Annotated in this window: 1 protein-coding gene; it reads left to right on the top strand. The window is 74.7% G+C overall.

All coding sequences use genetic code 11. From position 1 onward, the window contains the following. Positions 1 to 22 precede the first annotated feature (22 nt). The gene (locus tag CRP52_RS14370) at positions 23 to 24967 is read left to right on the top strand and encodes an EndoU domain-containing protein (RefSeq protein ID WP_097236755.1); all 24945 of its coding nucleotides are present in this window, start codon (positions 23 to 25) and stop codon (positions 24965 to 24967) included. Positions 24968 to 24978 lie beyond the last annotated feature (11 nt).

Raw genomic sequence — 24978 nt, 5'->3', positions numbered from 1 at the left:
GACCGGAAACGGCAGGCAGCACGTGCCCCACTCGTCCATCGAGGTCAGCCCCTCGACAGCGCGCTTCTTCACGATCATCACCGGCATGCCCTGGCCGGAGATCAAGGAGGGCGACCTGCGCGACATCCGGGACGCGTACGAGCAGTTGCACGAGGAACTGCCCGCGATGCGGGACCTGATCGAGACCGTGGCGATCAGCTGCCTGAGGCAGTTCAAGGGCCAGGCCGCGACGACCTTCGCCTGGAAGATGAAGTCGTTCATCGGCGAGGCCGACGGCGGCGAGGACTACGTCTCCGCGGCGGCCAAGTCCGCCAAGGAGCTCGCCGACTGCGCCGGCGACGTGGCCAACTCGGTCGAGTACACCAAGTGGATGGCGATCGCCCAGCTGGTCCAGCTGATGATCGAGATCGCCCTGGCGATCTTCTGGTCGCCGTTCAGCTTCGGCACCAGCCTGTCCGGGCTGGTGCTCAAGAAGCTGCTCACCAAGGCCGCGCTCAAGGCCCTGATGCTGTACCTGATGAAGACCATCCTGATGCACACCTTCTCGGGCGTGGTCGGCGGTGTGGTGCTGGACCAGATCCTCCAGAAGATCCAGATGGACCAGGGCAACCGCAAGGAGTTCGACAAGGAACTCACCAAGCAGGCGGCGCTGTTCGGCCTCATCGGCGGCGTCCTCGGCGGCCCGCTGGACCTGCTCGGCATGGGCCTCGGCAAGCTCCTCGGCCGCCTCCTCGGCAAGAGCGGCGGCCGGCTGCTGGCGGACAAGCTCAGCAACTTCCTGGTCCACGGCGACCTGGAAGGCCTCAAGGGCCTGCTGGAGGCCGCCGCCAAGGGGGCGGAGAAAGCGGAGGCGGGATCGCTCGGCAAGGTCAGCAAGGAGCTGCTGGAGAAGTCCGAGCAGGAGCTCGCCAAGCTGCCCTTCACCAAGAAGGAGGCCAAGGCCTTCGCCCGGGAGCTCGGCGGGCTGATGGAGGCGGGCTCGGAGCAGCTGCGGCACGGTTTCGGGAAGACCGGGAAGGGCACGCTCTCCGAGATCTTCGTCAAGGACATGGAGCGGATCTTCGGCAAGCACCTCGCCGAGAGCCTGGGCGGCAAGGAGATCGCCGGGAAGCTGGGGCGGGAGTTCGGCGAGGCCTTCGCAGGGCACTGGGGCTCCAACGAGGCCGCGCGGGCCGGAGTGAAGGACGCGCTCTCCGGGGTCTTCTCCAAGGAGGCCGGGGAGAAGCTGTCGGCCCGCCAGGTCACCATGCTCACCGAGCACCTGCCGCAGCTCGCAGGGCAGTTGACCGAGGGGAACAAGATGTTCCAGCTCGGGATGGCGCTCGGCAACTACCTCCGCAGCGGCGTGCAGAACGTGCTCACCGAGGGGTTCTACAACCTCATCTTCGACGACCGGCACGAGTTCTCCGTCTCGGCGGGGAGCTTCGTCGGCGGGATGATGACCGGGGCGATGGGCCACCTGATGCACCTGGGCTCGCACCCGCTGATGACCAGGTACCACACCTGGGTGCAGGAGCAGCAGGCCAAGCAGGTCGGCGAGGGGGCCTCGAAGTACTTCCCGTACTACCACCCGATCAACCTCGCCGCCCTGGCCTGCCTGGCCTCCGGCAAGGTCGTCCCCTTCCCGGTGCCGCGGATGGGCCACCCGGGCGCCTTCGAGGTCGCCAAGCTGCACGGCGCCTCGCTGGACGACATCGGCAACACCATCAACAAGTTCGCGGGCGTGGAGCACGAGTCGCCGAAGCCCGACCCCGAGGTCGCCGAGCTGATGCAGAAGCTGCTGCCGCACATGGACCTGGAGTCCGGGGAGCACGGCGACTCCGGGACGATCGGCCTGGCGGGGCTGCACTTCCTCGGCGAGAACCAGAACACCCACGCCGACACCCACGTCGAGCCGGCGCCGCCGCACCGGAAGACCTCCAGCCCGGGCGAGTCCGAGCCGGAGCCGCACGGCCGCTCCAACCAGAAGGCGGCGAAGGCGGGTTCGTCCGCCACCACCCCGCCGGTCCGGCTGCAGTCCGACCCGGACCAGCCGACCGGGCCCAAGCCGGACGCCGCCAAGTCCGAAACGCCGAAGCAGGAGGCGCCGAAGAACGACGAGCCCGGCAAGCCGGCCCCCCGCCGCACCCAGTCCGCCGGCGAGCAGCAGACGACGGCCCAGCAGCCTGAGCCGCGCGAGACCCCTCAGGAGAAGACCGCGACGGCGACCGCGAGCGCCGGCGCCGCCCACGTCCCCACCTCCTCCGACCACCGGCCCACTCCGCGCCCCCCGATGAGGGAACCGCGCACCGAGCAGCAGCCCGATCCGAACGTCGCATCCGTCCTGCTGGGCCAGGAGCACAGCCAGGAGCAGACCCGGGACCGCCGCACCGGAGTCCAGCAGGAGCGGGATCCGAAGCTGCAGTACCTGGTGGAGGACGACGACGGCTACCTGCGGTACGTGCCGGCGGAGCGCGACGACGACCTGCCGATGTCGCCGCCGAACCACGACACCGTCCTCGGGGAGTCGTCGGACGACCGGTTCCCCCGGACGCCGCAGGACGGAACGGACGGCACGGCGGTCGGGGACACCCAGCCGAACGGCGACACCCAGCAGCAGCCGCCCGTCCAGCACCACCTCCCGGCGGCGGACCCGGTCGACTTCCCCGGCTGGCAGCCCTACGTGGACGCCGACGGCGTGGCCGCCGCCCCGTTGCGCCCCGACCGCACGGCCTCGCGCCCCGGCCCCGAGCCGCTGACCGACGCCAACGGGGTCGTGCGCGACCACGACGGCTGGCAGTTGAAGCCCGGGGTGGTCCCGGGGTCGCCGATCACGGCCTTCCCGCGCGCCTGGCAGCGTCCGCCGGGCGCGCCCGAGCGGGTGTACTACCCGGAGGGCTGGAGCGCCGACACGGTCGCCCGGCATGTTTACGAGGCGGTGAGCAACGGCCAGGCCCATGCGCGGCCGGACGGTCTGATCGGGGTGGTCGGCCGGGCCGGGGACGTCTGGATCGAGGCGGTCCTCGACCCGCAGTACCGGCTGCTGTTCCACCGCCCGCTGGCCGACGCCCCTGCTCCTGTCGCCCCCCACGAGGCGTGGCACGAGACGGCCGTGGCCGGCCGCGGGGCCGTGACGGAGCTTCTCGGGTACGACAAGGTGAGCCTGCAGCGGGTGCGGTTCGACACCGGGCAGGAGGGTTTCGAGTTCACCGTCCGGCTGCACCTGGAGCCGTCCGCCGGCATGACGCACGCCGAGCTGGAGGCGGTGCGGCAGCAGGTGCGGACGCTCGCGACCCGGTTCACGGCCGACCAGCAGGCGGGTGCCGACGACGGGCAACTGCTCAATGTGCGCGTGGAGTTCACCGAGACAGCGGGCGACGACGCGCTCACCCTCGCGGTCACGCCCGGGATGGAACCGACGCTGCGGGAGGTGCTGCCGCAGCAGTTCCGGGAGGCGGCGGGCAAGCACGACCTCGACTTCGTGATGGGCATGCAGACCCGCAAGGCCCCGCCGGTGGCCGAGGTCCACGTCGTCGAGACCGGTTCGGGCGGCCCGCGGTCCTCGTTCACGGACGCGGCCTGGGACCACCCCCGCCGCGGCCTGCCCTCCGAATGGAACGACGCCGAAGCCCGGATCGCCGCCCGGCACGTGCTGCGGACGGGTGAGGCCGAGGTCGTGGGCGAGGCGACCGGGGACCGCTCCGCCCCCCGGGTCCACCGCGGCGAGTTCGCCGGCGTGCGGCTCAACGTCCGGGTGGAGGACGGCGTCATCACCGACGTCTGGGGCGAGCCGCACCAGAAGCTGCGCCCGCAGACGACCGCCCCGGTGCACGAGCCGGAGGTGGTGCTGGTCCCCACGAAGGAGATCAGGCCGCCCCAGGACGCGTTCACCCGCGCCACGGCCGACCGGAAGTGGGAGTCCTTCGACGCCCGCCGGGTCCGGCTGGCCGACGGGGACACCGAGACGGTGCTGACGGTCCGGGTCCACCTGAACCTCGACCCGGCGCTGGATCCGGCGGATCCGCAGACCGCCGACTCCCTGGAGGCCCTTCGGCAGCGGGGCAGGGCAGGGGTCGAGAAGGTCTACAACCTCGGGCAGCGGCTGCCCAGCGGTGATCTGCTGCGGGTCGAGATCGAGTTCGTCCCCGACGCGGGCACGGCCCACCACACGGTCACGGTCGTGGAGAAGTCGGCCCGGGAGAACCTGCGCGAGTGGGGCCTGACGACCGAGTCGCGGGTGATCGCCCACGAGATCGGCCATGCGCTCGGCCTGCCCGACGAGTACCGGGAGGCGAAGTCCAGGCGCCGGGCGGTCCACCCGGACCTCGGGATCATGGCGGGCCGCTACACCGACGGATTCGGCCGTTCCCTGGTGGACATGGACAACCCCGACGGCGGCCCGGTCCGGGCACTGCCCCACACCCCGCCGGCCGTCCGGAACCTGCGGCAGCTCGGCGGGGTGGTCGACGCGGCCTTCGGCCGGGACCGCGGCCCGGCGCCGGACGGCGACCGGCCGGCCCGGGCCCGGTTCAGCGAGGACGTGCTGCGCCGCGCGCTGTACGGCGGGCCGGACGGCCTGGACGGCCACCTGGTGCCGCCGCGGGGCTCCGAGCGGCCCCGGCCGCAGCGGGTGCCCGGGTCGGAGCAGGCCAACGGCACGTTCAAGGTGGTCGGCGGGCCCGCCGCCGCGCCGAGGATGCACGTCGGGGAGCTGGCCGACCACCGGCCCGGGGCGGTGCGGAGCCGGACGGTGTTCCCCGAGCACTGGACGGCGGACGACGCGTCCTACGCCGCCGAGCAGGCGTACCACCACGCCCGGCGCACCGGCAAGGTCACCGAGACCGGCCTGTACTCCTACCACTGGGTCGGCGAGTACGGCGGCGTGCGGATCGAGGGCGAGATCAAGGCGGGGGAGTTCACCTCCTTCCGCCCCTCCGACGACCAGGGCGGCCTGGACACCCCGGCGTACGTGCCGTGGCGTTCGACCGGCGGGGCCTTCGACCTGCGGGTCCAGGACCACGTCCGGTACGGCGACCGGCAGACCCTCACCGGGGTCCACCACGAGCCGACGGCCTCGGCCGCCACCGTCCACGGCATCAAGGTGGACGACAAGCCGCTCCTGGTCAACGACAACGGCACCTACCGGGCGGGCGTCCGGTTCCTCGACCCGACCGTGGTCGTGGGCGCCCCGATGGCGACGTTCGACTCCCGCTGGCACCGGCGCGCGGACTGGGAGACCCACACCTTCTACCCCAAGGCGTGGAAGGCGCACGACGTCCTGACCGCGGTCGAGAAGGCGTACGCGGCACGGCACACCTCCGAGACGCTGGGATCCGGCGCCGTGCGCTGGGTGGGCGAGGCGGACGGCGTACGGATCGAGGGCATCGTCCGGGACGGCCGCCACCTGACGCACCGCCCGACCGCCGAGCAGCCGCTCACCGCCTGGACCAGGCCCCCGGCCGGGGACGGAACCGGCGGCCCCGCCCTGACCGGCCGGCACATCCGCCTCGCTGACGGACAGGTGGGCATCGAGCTCAAGGCGGCGGTGCACCTGCGCCCCGCGGACGGGGCGTCGCCGGAGGAGACCGCGGCCGCCCGCGCGGCGGTGCGGAGGGCCGTCGACGAGTTCGTCCGGAACCAGCGGTCGGACGGCGATCCGCCGGTCCGGCTGACGGTCGAGTTCACCGACCACGAGGCCGACGCGCACCCCGACGCCGTGCTCCGGGCGGACTCGCTCACCGGCGACGCCGACCTGCGCACCCTCCTGCCCGGTCTTACCCGCTCGCTGACGCCCGGGTTCACGGAGACGGCCCGTCGGGCGGCCGGTCCGGCCCCGGACCCGGCCACGTCCTCGGCGTGGACGGCACCCGGGGGGAGGCGGCCCGTGGAGCCGGCGCTGGTCGAGCCCGGCGCACCGGGGACGGGCACGCGACCGCCGACGGAGCATCCGTTCGACTACGACCCGATGGCCTCGGACGCCTTCTCCCCGAACCTGCGCGCCGACGCCGGCCGCAACCTCCCGGACGGATGGACCGCGGCGGAGGCCCGGCACGCGGCGCTGAAGGGCACCCGGATCGGGCGGGAGACGCGGGACCCCGACAACAACCTCGTGCTGGTCTCGCGGGTGGAGTACAACGGCGTCACGATCGAGGTCAGGCGGGACTGGCAGGAGTACCAGATCCTCGACTTCTACGGGGTCGGCAACAAGGCCGCCTTCCCGGCGCAGTTCAACAGCCCCGTCCCCGAGCCGGCCCGCAGGACGACGGGCGAGCCGCCGGCCGGCGCGCACGAGCTGCCGGCCACCGCCGAAGCCTCGTCCTCCTCGTCCTCGTCCTCGTCCTCGTCCTCCTCGTCCGCACAGCCCGCGCCCGTCGTGCACCCCGCGGTGTTCCCGCACCTGGCCCAGGACCTGGCGACGGCGCTGCTGCCCGGCCACCAGTCGGCCGAGGTCACCCTGGGCGACACCCCGCCGCAGCGGTTCGAGCTGCGGCGCGGCACCACCACGCCGGACGGCGAGCCCGTCACCGTCCTCGTCCTGCGCACCCACCTGGACGCCTCCGGCCTCACCGGGCCGGACGCCCAGGCCGACGTGGCCGCGCTACGGGCGCGGATCCGGGAGGCCGCCGCCGCGTTCGACACCGGCAGCAGGCTCCCGGACGGCAGCCTGCTGCGGGTGCGGGTGGAGTTCGTCGACGGCACCGGCGACCCGCACCGGACGGTGCGCCTGCACGAGCGCAGCGTCAGCCAGGACGGCGAGAACTGGCACCTCGGCATCTCCCGGGACGCGCTGGTCCACCAGCTCGGCCGGGCCCTCACCGTCCCCGCCGCCGAGCACACCCACGACGGGGTGGACCGGGTCGTCCCGGAGCTGTCCCCGCCCGTCCTGCGCTCCCTCGGCGCGGTCGCGGACGAGGCGCTGGGCAGTCCCGGCCACCACACCGAGGACGGCACCGTGGCGCCCGCCGTCCGGGAGCCGGGCGTCCTCCTCGAAGCCGGGGGCGTCCGCCGGACGGGCCTGGACGGCCTCGATCCGACGGGCCGGGGCCATCTGCACTACCCCGGCCACTGGAGCGCCGCGGACGTCCGGGCAGCCGTCGCCCGGGTGGCCGGCCACCCGGACCGGTGGGTCGACCTGGGCGACGGCCGCACCCGCTGGATCGGCCGCCACGACGGGGTGCTGATCGCCGGGATCTCCCAGGACGGACGGGTCGTGGCGCACGGCCCGGCCGAGACCCGGCCCGATGGCGCTCCGCTGTCCTCGCGGACCAGGGTCCTCCACGTGTCGGCCCCCGCGGAGCTCGGCGGCGAGGGCACCCCGGACCTCCGCATCAGCTGGGCGCTCCTCGACAGCGGCCACGAGCTGCACGACATCGCCCTCACCGTCCACCTCCGCCCGGCGGCCGGGATGTCGCCCGGGGAGGTCCGCGCCGCGGCCGCGCGGCTGCAGGCCCAGGCCGCGGCCCACTTCGGCGAGCTCGACGGCACCCGACTCCTGCGGCTGACCCTGGAGTTCACCGACCGGCCGGGGCCTGGCGTGGTGGACATCGCCGTCCGGCCCGACGCCGATCCGGTGCTCGCCGAGCACCTGCCGGAGGAGTTCGGTCGCGAGAACGCCGAGGACGTGGCCGACCTCGTGTTCGAGAGCACCGCGGAGGAGCGGGCCGGAGCCGACGCGTACGACGCCCCGCTGTTCCGACTGCAGGACCCGGGCGACCCAGACGGGTCGGGCGAGCTGCGCTCGGCGTTCGACCGCCGGGACTGGCAGCGCCGCAGCCCCGGTTTCCCCGCGGACTGGACGCTGGACGACGCCCGCTACGCCGCCCACCGGGTCTTCACGGAGCACAACGGCCCGAGCAGGGGCCGGCCGGAGGAGATCCTCACCGGGGAGTTCGGCGGCGTCCGCCTCCGGCTGCGGGTGCGCAACGGGCGGGTCGTGGACGTCTGGGCGGCGCCCGGCGGCCGCCACTCCGGCGATCCGGCGTCCACCGGGTCCGGCCGGGTGCTGGCGACGGCGGAGGTGCGCCCGCCCGTCGACCGCTTCCTGCGCTCCCAGCAGGCCCAGTTCATCCAGTCCTACGAGGCCCGGCGGGTGCAGGAGCCCGGTGGCGACACCAGGACCGTCCTGACCGTACGGATCCACCTGGAGGCCGAAGGCCTGGAGGGATCCCCGGCCGAAGTCGAGCAGCAGCTCGACCTGGTCCGGCTGAACGCGGAGGCAGGCGTCCGGGACGTCCTCAACCAGGGCCAGCGGCTGCCCGACGGTGACCTGTTGGAGGTCGCCGTCCGGTTCGTCGACAACCCGGAGGACGCCCACCACGTCGTCGAGGTGCAGCCCCACACCTCGCAGGAGCACGCCCAGCACTGGGGCGTGGACACCGAGCCACGGGTGATCGGCCACGAGGTCGGCCACCTGCTCGGCCTGGTCGACGAGTACCGGCGCCAGGACGTCGGCCCGCGGCCCGTCCACCCGGAGTTCGGCCTGATGACCGCGCCCGGCCGGGACGAGTTCGGCCGGGTCTGGTACGACGCGCAGCACCCCGTGGCGACGGAGCGGCAGTCCCCGCCGGTGTCGCTCCGGCCGCACAACCTGAACGAGCTGGGCGCCGTCCTCGACCGGGTCTTCGGCACCGCCCCCCGGCCGGTGCCCGCGGGCGAGTTCCCGCTGCGGGCGACGTTCGGCGAGGACGCCCGCCGGATCTCGCTCTTCGACGGCCCGGACCGCCTCGGCGGCCACCTGGCCCCGCCGCCGGCCGCCGACCGGCGCCGGCTCCCGCGGCTGCCCGGGGCGGAGAACGCCAACGGCACCTACCGCGCCGACGCCGGCGAAGCGGCGCGCGACCGGTTCCGGACGATGTTCCCCGCGCACTGGACGGCCGAGGACGCGGTGTACGCGGCGCAGCAGGCCTACCTGCACGCCCGCCGCAACGGCGGGATCACCGGGCACGGAAGCCTCTCGCAGCACTGGGTCGGCGAGTACGCCGGCGTGCGGATCGAGGGCGGGATCCGGGCGGGCGAGTTCACCTCCTTCCGCCCCGCCGCCGACCAGAGCGGGCTCACCGCGGAGGCCTTCGTCCCGCGGCCCGTCCCGCACCCCTACGGCCACCGGGTCGAGGACCTCACCCGCTACGGGGACCGGCACGCCCTCACGGGCTTCCACCACCACAGCAGCCGCCGGCCCGTCGACGCGGCCGTGCACGGCGTCCACATCGGGACGGTCGTGGGCACCAACCGCAACGGCACCTACCGGGCGCCCGCCTACTTCCTGGACCCGCAGGTCGCGCCGAACTCGCCGCTGAGCGACTTCCCGTCCCGCTGGCACCGCCCCGACGGCCAACCGGCCCGCACCTTCTACCCCGACTCCTGGGTGTCCGAGGACGTCCTGGAGCGGGTCGACCGGGCGTACCGGGCCCGGGTGTTCGAAGAGGAGTTGCCGGACGGCAGCCTGCGGTGGATCGGGACGTCCCAGGGCGTGCGGATCGAGGGCATCACCCGGGACGGGCAGCACCTGGTGCACCGCCCCACCGAGTGGCAGCCCGCCCGCCACGGGGACGGGGAGGACGGGGGGCTCACGCTGTGGGAGCGGCCCGTGGTGGAGGGCGACATCGACTACTCCATCGGCTACCGCCGGGTGCGGCCGGACGGCGAGGGGCAGCCGGACACCGAACTGGTCGTCCAGGTGAGGGACCACGGCGCAGAGCTGACCCGAGAGCGGCGGCAGGCGCTCCAGCAGACCGCCGACACCCAGGCCCGGGAGTTGTTCCCGCCCGAGGACCAGCCCGGTGGCCGCCCGGTCCGGGTCAGGCTCCGCTTCGTCACCGAGGCCACCAACCCGGACGCGATGCCGCCGGTGTCCTCGAACGAGATGGCGTTCGCCTCCCAACTCCGTTCGCGCCTGCGGAACATCGGCGAGCTGGTCGCCGGGCTGCACCGGGCCCCCGCGCCGGAGCCGCCGCTGACCGCCCCGGTGACCCCGGGCACCGGCCACCGCCCGCCCACCCGCACCCGGCTGGCGGACCTGGAGGCCGCCGGCCTCGACGCACCGGCCTTCGCCCCCGCCCACGCGGACCACGAGGGCCGGGGCCTGCCCCGCGAGTGGACGGCCGCCGAGGGCCGGTACGCGGCGCGCCGGGTCGCGGAGCAGCAGCTGGCCTCGCTCGGGGCGGACGAGACGGGCACGGTCACCGGCCGGTTCGCCGGCGTCGAACTCCGGGTGACGCTGGAGGGCGGGCGGATCACCGGCTTCGAGGGCACCCCGGGCCAGACCTTCGCCGACCAGTACCGCTCGCGCGCCGAGCGCCACCAGCCCGACCTGATGGCCCTGCACGCGGACGCAGGCGCGCCGATCCACCACCAGCCGGAGCCGCCCGTCCTGGAGGCCGGCGGGATCTGGCAGTGGCTCGACGACGGGTACGGCACGCCGTACGAGCCGGTCCGCCCGTCCGCCCCGTGGCCGGCCACCGAGCACACGGTGGACGACAACGGCGTGGTCCGGGTGCACACCTGGGAGACGGTCGACGGGGTCCACCCGCAGTCGCCGGAGGCGGACTTCCCGCAGAACTGGCGCCGGCCGGCGGACTCCCGCGGCAGCGCGGTGTACTACCCGCAGCACTGGTCCGCCGACGAGACCTGGCACCACGTCCAGGAGGCCTACTCCAACCGCACCTCCGAGACGTTCCTCCCGCCGGAGGCGCGGCGGGTCCGGACCATCGGGGCCGACGGCGGGCCGCAGTTCCTGGACCTGACGGGCGGCGACGCGTGGCACTGGGCGGGCGAGTCCGGCGGCGTGCGGATCGAGGGCGTCTTCTACCAGGGCGCGATCTACCTGCACAGCCCGACGCTGGTGCAGCCGCAGGTGCGGTTCGGTTCGCAGGCGGGCTTGGACGGGGATCCGTTCGGGGTGCCGTCGCGGGTGCGGCGGATGGTGTTCGAGGACGGCGTGGAGGGGGTGGAGCTATCCGCGCAGATCCGGGTGGGCCGGGCCGCCGGGGTGGGGGACGAGGCGTTCGCCGAGGCGCAGTTGCGGATGCAGGCGCTCGCCGACGAGTTCGTGGGGCAGAGCCTGGTGCCCGGGGACCTGCCGTTCCGGCTGCGGCTGGACTTCGTGGAGGTGCTCGCCGGTGAGGGCGTTCTGGTCGGCGGCCCGGAGCCGCAGCACCTGGCCGAGTTGCTGCCGGACCTCGTGTCCGAGGTGCACAACGCCGGCCTGGGCGACCTGACGGCCGGCCTGCTGCTCGACGCGCCCGAGGTGCCTCCCGCTCATGCGCCGGGCACCTGGGTCCACGGCGAGGCCGAGGACCTGACCGCAATGTTCGCCGCCGACCTCCCGGCCCACGCGGGCCGCGGCCTGCCGTCCGACTGGACTCCGGAGCAGCGGCGCTACGCCGCCGACTGGGTCGCCTCGCACCACCCCGGGCGTCCCGTCGGCGAGACCGCCCCCGACGGGACGCCGGCGCCGACCGTCCACCGCGGCAGCTTCGGCGGCGTCCGGCTGAGCGTCCTGACCGAGAACGGCCTGATCGTCGACTTCTGGTCCGCGCCCGGCGGCCTGCCGCGCCCGGTGGTGCACGAGTCCGGCGGGCCCTGGCAGCGGTCGGAGGACCCGGGCGGTGCCGGGCCGTACGAGCCGCTGCGGCCCGGCTCCGCCTGGCCCGCCACCACGCACACGGTGGACGACAACGGCGTGGTGCGGGTGCACGCCTGGCAGACGGTCCCCGGGGTCGACCCGGAGTCGCCGGAGGCCGCGTTCCCGCAGAACCGGCGCCGGCCGGCGGACTCCCCGGGCACCGCCGTGTACTACCCGCAGCACTGGACGGCCGAGGACACCCTGGTCAAGGTCTGGCAGGCCTACCACAACGCCCACCACCGGGAGCACTTCGAAGCGGGCGAGCGGGACGTCTGGATCACCGGACCGGACGGAGAGCCGCAGTTCGTCCAGCTGGCGCAGCTGTCGTCCGCAGAGGGCGACGGCATCGCGGAGCACTGGGTCGGCGAGGTCGACGGAGTGCGGATCGAGGGCATCCGCCTGAACGGCGAGATGGCCCTGCACAGCCCGACGCTGGTGCAGCCGCAGGTGCGGTTCGGTTCGCAGGTGCCCTTGGACGGGGATCCGTTCGGGGTGCCGTCGCGGGTGCGGCGGACGGTGTCCGAGGACGGCGTGGAGGGGGTGGAACTGTCCGCCGAGATCCGGGTGGGCCGGGCCGCCGGGGTCGGGGACGAGGCTTTCGCCGAGGCGCAGTTGCGGATGCAGGCGCTCGCCGACGAGTTCGTGGCGCAGAGCCTGGTGCCCGGGGACCTGCCGTTCCGGCTGCGGCTGGACTTCGTCGAGGCGCCCGCCGGTGACGGCGTCCTGGTCGGCGGCCCGGAGCCGCAGCACCTGGCCGAGCTGCTGCCGGACCTCGTGGACGAGGTGCACAACGCCGGCCTGGGCGACCTGACGGCCGGCCTGCTGCTCGACGCGCCCGAGGTGCTTCCCGCTCATGCGCCGGGCACCTGGGTCCACGGCGAGGCCGAGGACCTGACCGGCCTGTTCGCCGCCGACCTCCCGGCCACCGCGGGCCGCGGCCTGCCCTCGGCCTGGACCCCGGAGCAGCAGCGCTACGCCGCGCACTGGGTCGCCGCCCACGAAGACGGCCGGCCCCTGCACGAGCAGGCCCCGGACGGGCCGCCCGCGCCGACCGTCCACCGTGGCGGCTTCGGTGACGTCCGGCTGAACGTCCTGACCGAGAACGGCCTGATCGTCGATTACTGGGCCGAGCCGTCCGCCCGCAGGGTCTCCGGCGACGAGGACCTGGGGCCCGTGCTCGCGGTGGTCGGGCCGCCCCGGGACCCGTTCCTCGCCGGCCTCGACGACCGGGAGGTCCAGGGATTCACCGTCCAGCGGATCGCGCGGCGGGACGACACCGGTGCGGTCGTGGACCGCGAGACCGTGCTGACGGTCCGGCTGCACCTGGACACCGACCGGCTGGACCTGACCGACGCCCGGACCAGGCGTGAGCTGGCCGAACTGAGGAAGCGGACCGCCGAGGGCGCCGACCGGACCTTCAACCTGGGGCAGCGGCTGCCGAACGGCGACCTCCTGCGGGTGCGCACGCAGCTGGTGGACCGCCCGGGCGACGGCGCGTCGACCGTCGTCGTCGAACCCAAGGACCTGCGCGAGAGCCACCAGGAGTGGCACCTGCGCTCGGCCTCCTACTTCATCGGGCACGAGCTGGGCCACCACCTCGGCCTGCGGGACGAGTACCGGGAAGCGAGCCACCGCCGCCGGCCGGTGTACCCGGACGGCAGCCTGATGGCCACCCACCTGACCGACCGGCGCGGCCGCTTCGCCATCGACTCGGCCGACAACGCGACCGGGGACCGCGAGCCGCACGTCACCGACACCCTCCTGCAGCCCCGCCACCTGCGGCAGCTGGGGGCGGTCGTCGACGGTGCGCTCAGGTCCGCCGGACTCGACGCCCTGGCACCCAACGTCCCGCACACGGCCGACGGCCTGCCGCCCACGGTGAAGCTGTCGGGGGACGTCGTCCTCCGCTCCCTGTTCGGCGGGCCGGACGGCCGCGGCGGCCACCTGATGCCGTACCCGGGGTCGGACCGCCCGGCGCCGGAGCGGGTGCCGGGGGCGGTGAACCGCAACGGCACCTTCCTGGTGCGCGAGGACCTGCGGCACCGGACCGAGACCTCCCGGTCGGCGGGTGACGTCGAGGGCCGCCGGACCAGGGTCATGTTCCCGAGCCACTGGACGCTGGAGCAGACCGTGTACGCGGTCGAGCAGGCGCACCTGGCGGCACGTCGGGCCGGGACGGTCGACCGGCGCCCGACGGCCTCCGCCGGAGGGGCCTCCGACGGCCCCGCGGACGTGACGTACCGCTGGACCGGCGAGTACGCCGGGGTGCGGATCGAGGGCGAGGTACGCGGCGACCGCATCCTGTCGTTCCGCCCGTCCCACGACCAGGCCGGGCTGGACGTCCCGACGCACCTGCCCTGGCGCGGCAAGGACCCCGCCTTCACCCAGGCCGCCGAGGACCACCTCCGCTACGGCGACCGCCTCGTGCTGGACGGGGCCCACACCGCGGCGGGGTTCGGCAGCGGGGTCTTCCACGGAGTCCGGGTGCGCGAGCTGGCCGGCAGCGCCAACCCGAACGGCACCTACCAGGCCAAGGTGTGGTTCCTGGATCCGAAGGTGAGCCCGGACTCGCCCGAGGCCTGGATCTCCTCCCACTGGTACCGGCGCAACGACGCGCCGACCCACACCATGTACCCCCGGGACTGGCGGCAGAGCCGCATCGAGCGGGCCGTCGAGGAGGCCCACCGGAACCGGCGGACCGTCAGCACCGACGGCCGGACCGAGCAGTGGGTCGGCGAGGCCGACGGCGTGCGGATCGAGGGCATCACCCGGGACGGGGTGCACCTCACCCACCGCCCGACCGCGGAGCAGCCCGCCCCCTCCCGGCACGAGCCGGGGGCCACCGTCACGGCCTCGCCCGCCCGACAAGTGCCGATCGGCCCGGCCGGCCGGCTGCACGGAGCGCTGCGCGAGCTGGTGTCCGCCGACGGCACGCGCGAGCTCGAACTGACCGTCCGGGTCCACGTGGACCCGGCGGAGGCGGCCGCCTACCAGGGCAACCTCCGGGCCGAGCTGCAGCGTCACGCGGACCGGCTGCTGGGCGGGGCCGAGGGCGAGCCGCGGGTGCGACTGCGGCTGGCGATCACCGCCGACCCGGCCGCGGCCCACCCCCGCGGCCCGGAGGACCTGCCGGCCCTGCTGCGCGCCCTGGACGAGCAGCAGGTGGACCCGGAGGACGGGATCCGCGATGCCCTGTTCGCCCTCGTCCCCGACCTGATGGACGCCGCCCAGGCCGAACTGCACACGTACGTACGGGACTTGGCCCAGCAGCACCCGGCCGTCGGCGCGCCCCCGCTGCGGGCGCCCGGTGCGCCCGGCACCGGCACCCGGCTGCCGGCGAACGAGCTGACCCACCTGGCGACCGACCAGGCCGCCGCCGTGGCGGCCGCCATGCCCAACCTGCGCCCCGACGCGGGCCGGGGCATGCCGGACACCTGGACGGACGAGCAGCGCAGGACGGTGGCCCACAACGTCCTGGAGGCCGCGCGGGAGAAGGGCGTCACGGCGGACACCTTCCGCTGGGGTCTCGTCACCTTCGCGCTGGAGATCCGTACCGAGAACGGGATGATCGTCGACTTCCAGGGCCTGCCCAGGGCGGCGCAGCCGAACCAGGCCCCGGCGCCGCACCGTGCCCCGGAACCGCACGAGTCGTCGGCCGACGCGCAGTCGCCGGCCGCGCCGCACCGGGAGGCGCAGCCGGACGAGCAGTCCGAGCCCCTGTACACGATGCCGATCCTCGGGGCCGGGGGCTCCTTCTCGGCCTGGACCGCCCCCACCCCGGTCGGACCGCCGCCCGGCGGGGTCTGGCACCGGGTCGGTGCCGTCGGCGCCCCGCCGCCCGAGCCCGTGCGGCCGCCCAGCTGGCCGGCCACCGACCACTCGGTGGGCCACAACGGCGTCGTGCGCGTCCACGACTGGACGCCGGTCCCCGGGGTCGTGCCCGGGTCGCCGGAGGCACAGCTGCCGTGGAACCTGCGCCGGGCGGCCGACGCCCCGGCCAAGGCGGTGTACTACCCGCTGGACTGGACCGGGCAGGCCACCCGCCAGCGGGTCGAGGAGGCCTTCGCCAACGCGTTCCACAGTGAGCGGATGCCCGACGGCACCCTGCACTGGGCCGAGTCACCGACGAGCGCCGACGGCCTGGTGCCGATGGCCGGCGGTGAGGTCCGGTACTGGATCGGCGAGGCGGGCGGGGTGCGGATCGAGGGCCTCTCCGTGGACGGCCGGGTGGTCGCCCACAGCCCGACGCTGAACCAGCCGCACGCCGCGCACACCGTCTGGGCCGAGGACCACATCGTCCACGACGGCGTCCTGCACGACGCGGGCGACGAGTACGGCGTGCCGCTGCGCGTGCGGCGGGTGCTGTTCGACAGCGGCCAGGAGGGCGTGGAGATCCTCGCCGACCTCGAACTGGTCCACCCGGGAGGCCCGAACCACCCGGACGTCGAGGCCGCGCAACGGCACCTCCAGGACCTGGTCGACGCGCACTTCGGCAACCTCCCCGGCGCCGGCCTGGTCCGGCTGCGGCTGAACTACGTCGAGGGGACGGAGGACGCGCCGCAGCTCGACGTCGTCAACGACACCGTCACCTCCTTGGCCGAGCTCTTCCAGGACCTCTCGGACGCCCTGGACGCCACCGGGCTGGCCGGCCTGACCGGCGAACTGCTCCACGGATCACCGCCGTTGGACCACCAGGCGCGCCGGCTGGCGGTGGCCGAGAACCAGCCACCGGACCCCGTGGACCCGGTCGCCGGCTGGGTCCACGGCCAGGCCCCGGCCATCGCGCAGGCCTTCGCCCCGGTGCTCGAACCCGGAGCGGGCCGCCGGCTGCCCGCGACCTGGCCGGACGACATGAAGCGGTACGCCGCGCACTGGGTCGTGACGCACAACGAGCCGCGGAGCGCGCACGAGAGCGCCCCCGGTGGCCCCCCGGCGCCCCGGATCCATCGCGGCGACTTCGGCGGGGTCCGGGTCGCCGTCAAGGTCGAGGGCGGCCTGGTGTCCGACTTCTGGGGCGAGCCCCACCACCGGAGGGTGTCCGCTGCGGAGGACCTCGGGCAGCCCCTGACCACGGCGGTGCCGCCGCGCAACGACTTCGTCCGCGGGCTGCAGTTGCGCGGCGGCCAGCGCTTCGAGGTCCACCGGGTGGAACTGCGCGACGACACCGGCCGGGTCGTCGACCACGAGAAGGTCCTGACGGTCAGGCTCCACCTGGACACCCGCCGCCTGGACCTCCAGCGCCCCGACGTCCGCGAGGCCCTGGAGGCCCTGAAGTCGCGCGTCGCCGAGGGCGTCGACCAGGCGTACAACCTCGGTCAGCGGCTGCCCGACGGCGACCTGCTGAGGGTCCGTGTCGTGCTCCTCGACACGCCCGGGCCGGCCGCCCAGACCGTGGCCATCCACCCCGAGCCGGGGCGCGTGCACCACCGGGCCTGGCACTTCGGCACCCCCGCCGTGACCCTCGGGCACGAGATCGGCCATCACCTCGGGTTCCCCGATGAGTACCGGGAGTCCGCCAACGGCCAGCGGCGCCGCCCGATGTACCCGGACGGCGGCCAGATGGGCTCCCGGCTCCTGCTCCCCGGCGGCCGCCTGCACAACGACGCGGACCACCCACCGGGCGGCCCGATACGCCGGCTGCCCGACACGGTGCTCCAGCCGCGCAACCTGCGCCAGCTGGGTTCGGCCATCGACCTGGCCCTCGGCACGCCCTCGCGCGTGCCGGCGGCGGACAGCACCGGCAAGCCCGTCCAGCACGGCGGATTCACGGCGGACGGCCTGCCTCGGCGGGTCTCGCTCGGCGGCGACGTCATCGAGACCGCGCTGCACGGCGACCGCAAGGGCAGGGGCGGCCACCTCTATCCGACGCTGGGCTCGGGCCGGACCCGGCCCGCCGAGGTGGCCGGCTCGCTGAACCGCAACGGCACCTTCGAGGTGGCGGCCACCACCGCCGAGCGGGTCATGCACTCCGGCCGGCGCTCCGGCGACTTCGACCAGACCCGCAGCCCGCTGGCCACGCGGACGATGTTCCCCAAGCACTGGACGGCGGAACAGGCCGTGTACGCGGCCGAGCAGGCCCACCTCGCCGCCCGCCGGGCCGGCGACGCCCCGCAGCCCGGCCGTCCGCCCGCCGGCACCGGCCTGCCGGTCGGCCCGCGGCCCGGCGAGCACCCGCTCACCGCCCGCAGGGCCGTGGGCATCGAGCGGGCGGGGGACGCCACGTACCACTGGCTGGGCGAGTACGACGGCGTCCGGATCGAGGGCGAGGTCCGGGGCGGCCGGATCGTCTCCTTCCGGCCCTCCACGTGGCAGGACGGGCTGGACACCCCGGCCCAGTCGCCCTGGCGCCCGGTCGACAGCGTCTTCAGCCAGCTGACCGAGGACCACGTCCGCTACGGCAACCGCCGCACCCTCGACGGCGCCCACCACGTGCCGAACCCGGTGGCCAACCAGTTCCGCGGCGTCCGGGTCGACCAGCCGTGGAAGACCAACGACAACGGCACCTACCGGGCCGCCGTCTGGTACCTCGACCCGAAGGTCCACCCGGACTCCCCGGAAGCCCGGTTCCCCGGCAACTGGCACCGGCGCGACGACTGGCGCACCCACACCCTGTACCCCGCCGCCTGGACCCCAGCCAAGGTCGAACAGGCGGTGGCGCAGGCGTACGCCGACCGCCGGACGCAGAGCCCGCCCGGGGCCCGGCCCGAGCACTGGATCGGGCTGGCCGACGGCGTGCTGATCGAGGGCGTCACCGAGGACGGCCGGCACCTGACGCACCGCCCGGCCACCGTGCAGCCGCACCGGCAGTGGAGCGCCGCCGACATCGTCGCGCAGTCCCCCGTGTGGGTGGGCAGCCTCGGCACGACGGCGTACATCCCCGGGGCCTTCCGGCACGTGCGCTTCGACAGCGGCCAGAACGGCGTCGAACTCGCCCTCAACGTCCACCTGGGCGGGCTGACGGACACCCCGAACAACCGGGCCGAACTGCAGCGCAGGCTCGACGAGTTCTTCGGCCGGGCCGGTGGGGAGCCCCTGGTCCGGGTCCGGCTGGACTTCGCCGCGGACCCGGGGCAGGCGCTGCGCCGCCGGCCCGGGTTGGACCCGGTCGCCGTGGTCATGGAGGCGGACCGCCAGGCCGGCCTGCGGACCGACCCTCGCCACGCGGCCGCGACCAGGGACAACGGCCTGCTGACCGCGCTCGACGTCCTGATCCCCGACGTCCTCCAGACCGCCGGGCGCGACCTCCCGGCGTTCGCCCGCTTCCTGGCGGCGCACAACCCGGCCCCCCTCACCCAGGTGGCCGCCGTGCCGCAGGTCCGGCCGCTGCGGGCGCCGGACGCACCGTGGACCGGCGCCCGTCCCCCGGCCGGGGACATGGCGGCGGAGTTCGGGCCGCGGGTGGACCGGGCCATGCCCAACCTGGCGGCGGACGCCGGCCGGGGCATGCCCGCCGCGTGGGCGCCGGCCGACCGCCGCAGCCTCGCCTACCACCTGCTGGAGGACGCGCAGCGGCGGCTCGCCCTGGGCGGGGCCGCCGGCGCGGCGCTGCCCGTCGAGATCGTGCGGGACTTCCCGACCCATCGCGTGACGGTCCGCCAGCAGAACGGCCTGATCACCGACTTCTGGGCCACCCCCCGGCCCGACGCGAGTGGCCCGGGGGGTGGCGTGCGCCCCGCCCCGCTGCACGCCATGAGCCACGACGGGCTGGAGGTGCCCCTCGGCGTCGAGGAGTTCGGCCTGCCCGGCGCCCGGGTGAAGGTCTCGGGCAACGGCCTCTGCCTGCTGAACGCGGTCGCGGTCAGCGCGCCCCACCTGGTCTCCGGATCCGGGAGCGGGGGCGGGATCCACGCGCTCCGGCGCGCGGTCGAGAACCACTACCGCGACCTGGCGCCGGAGGACTTCCCGGCCGAGGTGCTGCGCGGTCTGCGCGGACAACTGCTCGGACGTCTCGGCGAGTTGAGTGACCGGCAGCTGCTGGCGTACGTCCCCGAGGCGGACCGGCCGAGCTTCGCGGGGATGCGCCGGAGCGAGCTGGAGGGCATCGTCGCGCAGTACATCACCGACGGGCACAGCCCCGCGCTGCCGCACGAGCGCGAGGCCCTGCTGCGGACCGTCCGGAACTGGCGCAGCCAGTGGGGGACGGCCGCGGGGGAGATGCTTCCGGCGGCCCTGGCCCACGCCCTGGGCATCCGGCTGCGACTGATGCACCACGACGGGATCCACGACCGGGGCGTCCTCGGCCCGGAGGGCGGGCAGCCCGTCACCGTGTACTACAACGGCGTCGACCACTACGACGGCAGCAGGCCCGTGGAGCCGGTCCTCCGGCCGCGGCACGAGGAGCACGCCGACGCACGCGGCCGGGAGCACGCCCAGGAGCGGGCCGACGAGGACGTCCTGCCCGGGAAGGCCACCGAGCAGGAGAGGTCCGAGCAGGAGAAGTCCGACGGGCAGCTGCTCGGGGAGCTCTTCGAGGAGCCGAAGCCCGAGCCCCCCGCCAGGCCCGCCGCGATCGCCGGCACCGACCTCGTGATCGGCCTGACCGAGCACGAGGCGGCCGTACGCGACAAGGTCATCGACGTCCTCGCCAGGATCACCCCGGGCGACCGCGCCGCGATCCGCTCCTTCGCCGACGCCTACTTCGGCCCCGCCACGCTGCGGCCCGTGCTCGCCGCGCTCTCCCGGGGCGAGGTCTGGACGGCCCCGTTCGACGGCAGCGGCTGGAGCGGCAGCATCTCGCTGCGCGGGGAGGTCCTGAAGCGCACCTTCCTGCGCCAGGAGAAGATCGAGATCGAGAACGGCGCCGACCGGACGGTGCTCACCGGGACGCGCGGGGACCTGCGCTCGCAGTACAACCTCGGCTTCCAGGGCAAGCACGCGAGCGGCACCGGCGACCTCGCCGAGCTGGTCGGCTACTTCCACGACCGGGGCAGCAGCGAGGTGCGCCTGGACGCCGGCGGGCAGGTGGCGCGCTCGAAGACCGCCACGCTCAACGACGTGTACGCCACCGAGCTGAAACTGGAGCTCGACTTCGGCGACCTCCGGCACGAGAGCGCCCTGGTGCACACCGAGGACGGCCGGCGGACCGCGACCGTGGAGGTCGGGACGACGGTCGGCATCCCCGTGCACGACCCGGCGGACGAGACGCCCCGGGTGCCCCCGAAGCGGCTGCTCGACGGCCGGATCGGCGGCCAGGACATCGTGCTGGACCTCTCGCCGCGCGGCGAGCAGCACGGACTGCGGCCGGTGGAGGCACTGCTGCACGGCGTGGAGGCCAAGGCCGTCCGGGAGCTGGGCGAGCACTGGCCCGCGCTGCGCCGCAAGCTTCTCACCGAGGTCGACTTCGTCCGCCTGCAACGGGACCTGAAGAGCATGACGGCGGACGAGCCGGTGACCGTGGTGCTGACCGACCGGCGGGGCCGGACGCTCGCCTCGGTCGGGATCACCGCCAGGGTCGTGGACCCGCACCAGGTGGGCACCACCAAGGAGACCGAGTTCACCATCGGCACCGTCCACCAGCAGGTGCACAGCAGCGTCACGGACCGCGCCCACGCCACCCAGCTCCCGGTCGTGCCCACGTTCGGGCCGAAGGCGGACGGCGCGCTGGTGAACGCCGGGGCCACCGGACGGCTGGGGCGCGAGCACGTCGAGGTCTCGGGGCACGCGCAGCTCTCCCAGCTGACCAGCAAGTCCAAGGTGCCCGGTGTGGTCTACGACGGCACCGTCCGGTTCGAGCTGACCTTCAACGGCCGGGACGAGAAGCACCCGGCGGGCGAGGCCGGGGTGAAGCTGCTGGTCGACCGCGCCGACACCGGGGACGCGCCCGGGGAGCCGCCCGCACCGGAGCAGCCCGCCTCGGAGCCGCCCGGCCCGGTCGCGGCCAAGGCGCCGCCGGAGCACGTCTGGACGGAGGGCCTGGACGAGACGGTCGTCCTGCGGGACCTGGAGAGCACCGCGGCCCTGCGCCGGGCGGTGGACGCCAAGGGCCGGGAGCTGTTCGGGGACGGCTGGAGCTCGGTGCGCGAAGAGGTCATGCACGCGTTCGGCCAGCCCAGGCTGGCGTCCCGGCTCACCGCGATGACCCGGGGCGAGCCGCTGGAGCTGAAGCTGCACGGCAAGGACGGCGTCGTGGTCACCGCCACCGCCGAGCTCGCCAAGCTGACCTACCGGCGGGAGGACGCCAAGGCCGAGCTCAACCAGGTGAACGAGACCGGCGAGTTCTCCGCCGACCGCAGGCTGCTCACCCGTACCTTCGCCGGCCAGGGCCAGCTCGGCGGGGTCGTCCGCAAGGAGACGCCGGGCATCGAGCTCTCCGCCACCGGCAGCGGCCAGCAGCGGGACCGGTTCGCCTGGCGCGGCCGGGACGCCGACCGCTCGTACGCAAGCGGCAAGCACGGGGTCGCGCAGGCGATCTACGGCGCCGAGCTGGTGCTGGAGGTCCGCTTCGGGGAGGCCGCCGGCAGGCCCGGCGGCACCTCCGTCAGCGAGCGCGTTCGGGTCGAGCTCGGCCTGGACAGCCGGGAGACGACGGACGTCACGGTCCACCGGAACGCGGACGGCGAGCCGGAGTTCACGCCGGAAACGCCGAAGCCGCCGAAGCCGGCGCAGGACGTGGCAGAGGCGCCGTACCGGACGCCGCAGCGGATGGCCGAGCGCCACCAGCTGAACGCCTCCTACGTGGTGCACACCCTGACCGGCGCCGCCCGGGTGCGCGAGACCGTCACCGAGGCGGTGTGGGCCAAGTACGGCGACCTGTCCGACGAGGTGCGGTTCCGGATCGGGGAGACCTTCGGCCGGGTCGCGTTCAAGACGCAGCTCTCCCAGCTCACCCGGGGCGGGCGGATCACCGAGACCGTCTCCGGAAAGACCTGGCGGGCCGACATCACCGTCACGGCCGAGCTGGGCGCATCGACGTACCACTCGACCACGGAGAAGTACGAGTTCGAGTCCGGCACCCAGACGTCGAGCGGCCAGGGCTACGCCCGGGACCGGCTGAACCGCTACACCGGCGGCGTCCTGGGGAAGCTCAAGACCACGTTCGTCGACGTCACGGCCGGGTACACGCACCGGATCGACCGCACCTACGGCGGCGCCGCGGACACCATCGCCTCGGTGTCCAACCGGGGCAAGCACACCGAGCCGGCCGTCTTCTTCGACACCGCCACCCGGTACCGGGTCGAGGTCAGGTTCACCCGGCTCGGCCTGCACGACGGCACCTTCCGGGACCACGTGGACGGCAGCGCCCGGGTGGCCGTCCCGCGGCGCGACGCCCTGCCCGTGGACGCCGGGGCCGCGCCGCCGGCCCCGGCCACGACCCGTCAGCCGGCGGGCTACCTGGACCACCGGCGGCTGGACTCCTCGACGGTCGTCGGCGACGTGTACCCGCTCCACCAGGGCCGGTCGCTCGCGGAATCGGTCCTCCACCAGCTGGACCGGACCGAGGGCAACCCCTTCGGCAGCGACCGCGAGGGCATCGTCCGCAAGCTGACGGAGGAACTGACCCCGACCAGGCTGCAGGCACGCCTCAAGGCCATGACGGCCGGGGACGCGATCATCGTGCGGCACGGACGCACCACCGTGCAGATCGACGCCGTCCTGCTCGACCGCAGCGACCACCTGGGCGGGACCGGGACGACCGAGTTCAACGCCGCCACCCAGGTGAACCACAGCTTCGCCAGCTCCGACGGCGTCACCAACTTCGGTGCGGGCCACGGCAACAACCTGACCGTCGGGGTGAACGGGACGATCCCGGTGGCGGGAGCCGTGCCGGTGACGGTCGGGCTGACGGGCACCGTCGGCTGGGGCAAGGACCACATGGACATCCTGAGCCGGAGCACCGGCGCCGGGATGGCCAGCAAGGCCAAGGTGCCCGGCAGCGCCTACGACGGCGATGCGCAGCTGCGCCTCCGGATCACCCGCAGGCCGCTGACAGGGGCCTCAACCACGGTGGTGCGCACCGCGCGGATCGGCTACGAGGCCATCGTCGAGACCGGCGAGACCAGGCCGGCCCCCGAGTCGAAGCCGAAGGCCGGATCCACGACCGGATCCACGACCGAATCCACGGCGCAGGAGGCACCGCCGCCGCAGCCCGTCCCCGTGGTGGAGCCGGAGCAGGTCGCCGTCCCCGTCCCGCCCGCCCGGGTCTGGCAGGGCCTGCGCGACACCGACGTGCTGCGCTGGCTCGGCGACGTCGGCGGTGTGCAGGACCTGGTGCGGCTGCGCGGCCGGGAGTACTTCGGGGCGCGGGCGTGGCGGCAGCTCGGCGCGGCGGTGGAGAACATCACCTCGCACAGCCACCTGTCGGCGCTGTTCGGCACCGCGAGCCGGGGCACGGAGATCGCCACGGCCTCGCCCGGGCGGTGGCTGCTGGGCCAGGACAAGGGCGTCGAGGTGCGGGTGAAGCTCCTGGAGCTGGTGCACCGGACCAACGACACCGCGGTCGAGCTGAGCCCGGCGAACAGCCTCGCCTCCGGTTCCGTCCTGACCGAGCTGAACGCCCGGCAGGCGGGCCTGCAGGCCCAGGTCGGCGTCAAGCTCGCCGGCGACCTCACCCACACCCCGGGCCTCACCGGCGGCGCCCAGCGGCTCTGGCGGGACGGCGGCGCCCTCGGCGAGACCGGCCCGCTGGTCGTCAACGGCAAGGGCTCGGTGCCCATGGCCCGGTACGCGGGTGCTGCGGAGATCGAGGTGACCTTCTTCGACGGCAGCCGGGAGTCCGTCGCCGAGCGGGGGCTGGTGCCGTTCACCGTCGACCTGCCGCTGTCGGAGACCACGGACCGGCAGGTGCCCGCGGACCACTACCTGACCTTCAGCGAGGACGCCGGGGACGGGAAGCCGAGGTTCGGCGGGGACGCGCTGCTGCTCGACGACGTCCGCCGGGCGCTGGAGCAGGACGGAAGCCTCCCGCCCGCCGTCGGGCAGGAGCGGCTGCAGAGCACCGTCCGCTGGGGCAGGGCGGCCTACGGCCGGGAGTTCACCACCGCGACCCCCGAGGGCCTGGCCCACGTCCGGGCCGTCGACCGGCTGGTCGAGCTGGCCGGGGGCACCTCGACCGGCACGGTGGCCCTGGTGCGGGAACTGCTCGGGACCCCGGAGGGCGCCGAGCCGACGACCGACGGCCTGCGGCGGGTGGCCGACTTCGTCCTGCGCTGCCGGGAGCGGGGGGAGCCGTGCACGCTCGCCGACCTCCGGGACTGGTTCGCGCTCCGCCGCCCGGCGCCGCCGCTGTTCGCTCCGGAGCACCCGGAGCACCCGGAGCCCCAGGAGCGGTCGGAGCCGCCGGCCCCTCCGCTCGCCCGGCAGGCCCAGCCGAAGGACGCGTTCGTCCTGTCGCTGGAGGAGGAGATCGTCAAGGCGCTGAACCTCTAGGCCCGGCCGGG

It is taken from the genome of Streptomyces sp. 1331.2 (assembly GCF_900199205.1).
Lineage (GTDB): Bacteria > Actinomycetota > Actinomycetes > Streptomycetales > Streptomycetaceae > Kitasatospora.
This window is presented reverse-complemented; position numbering and strand designations above follow the sequence as displayed.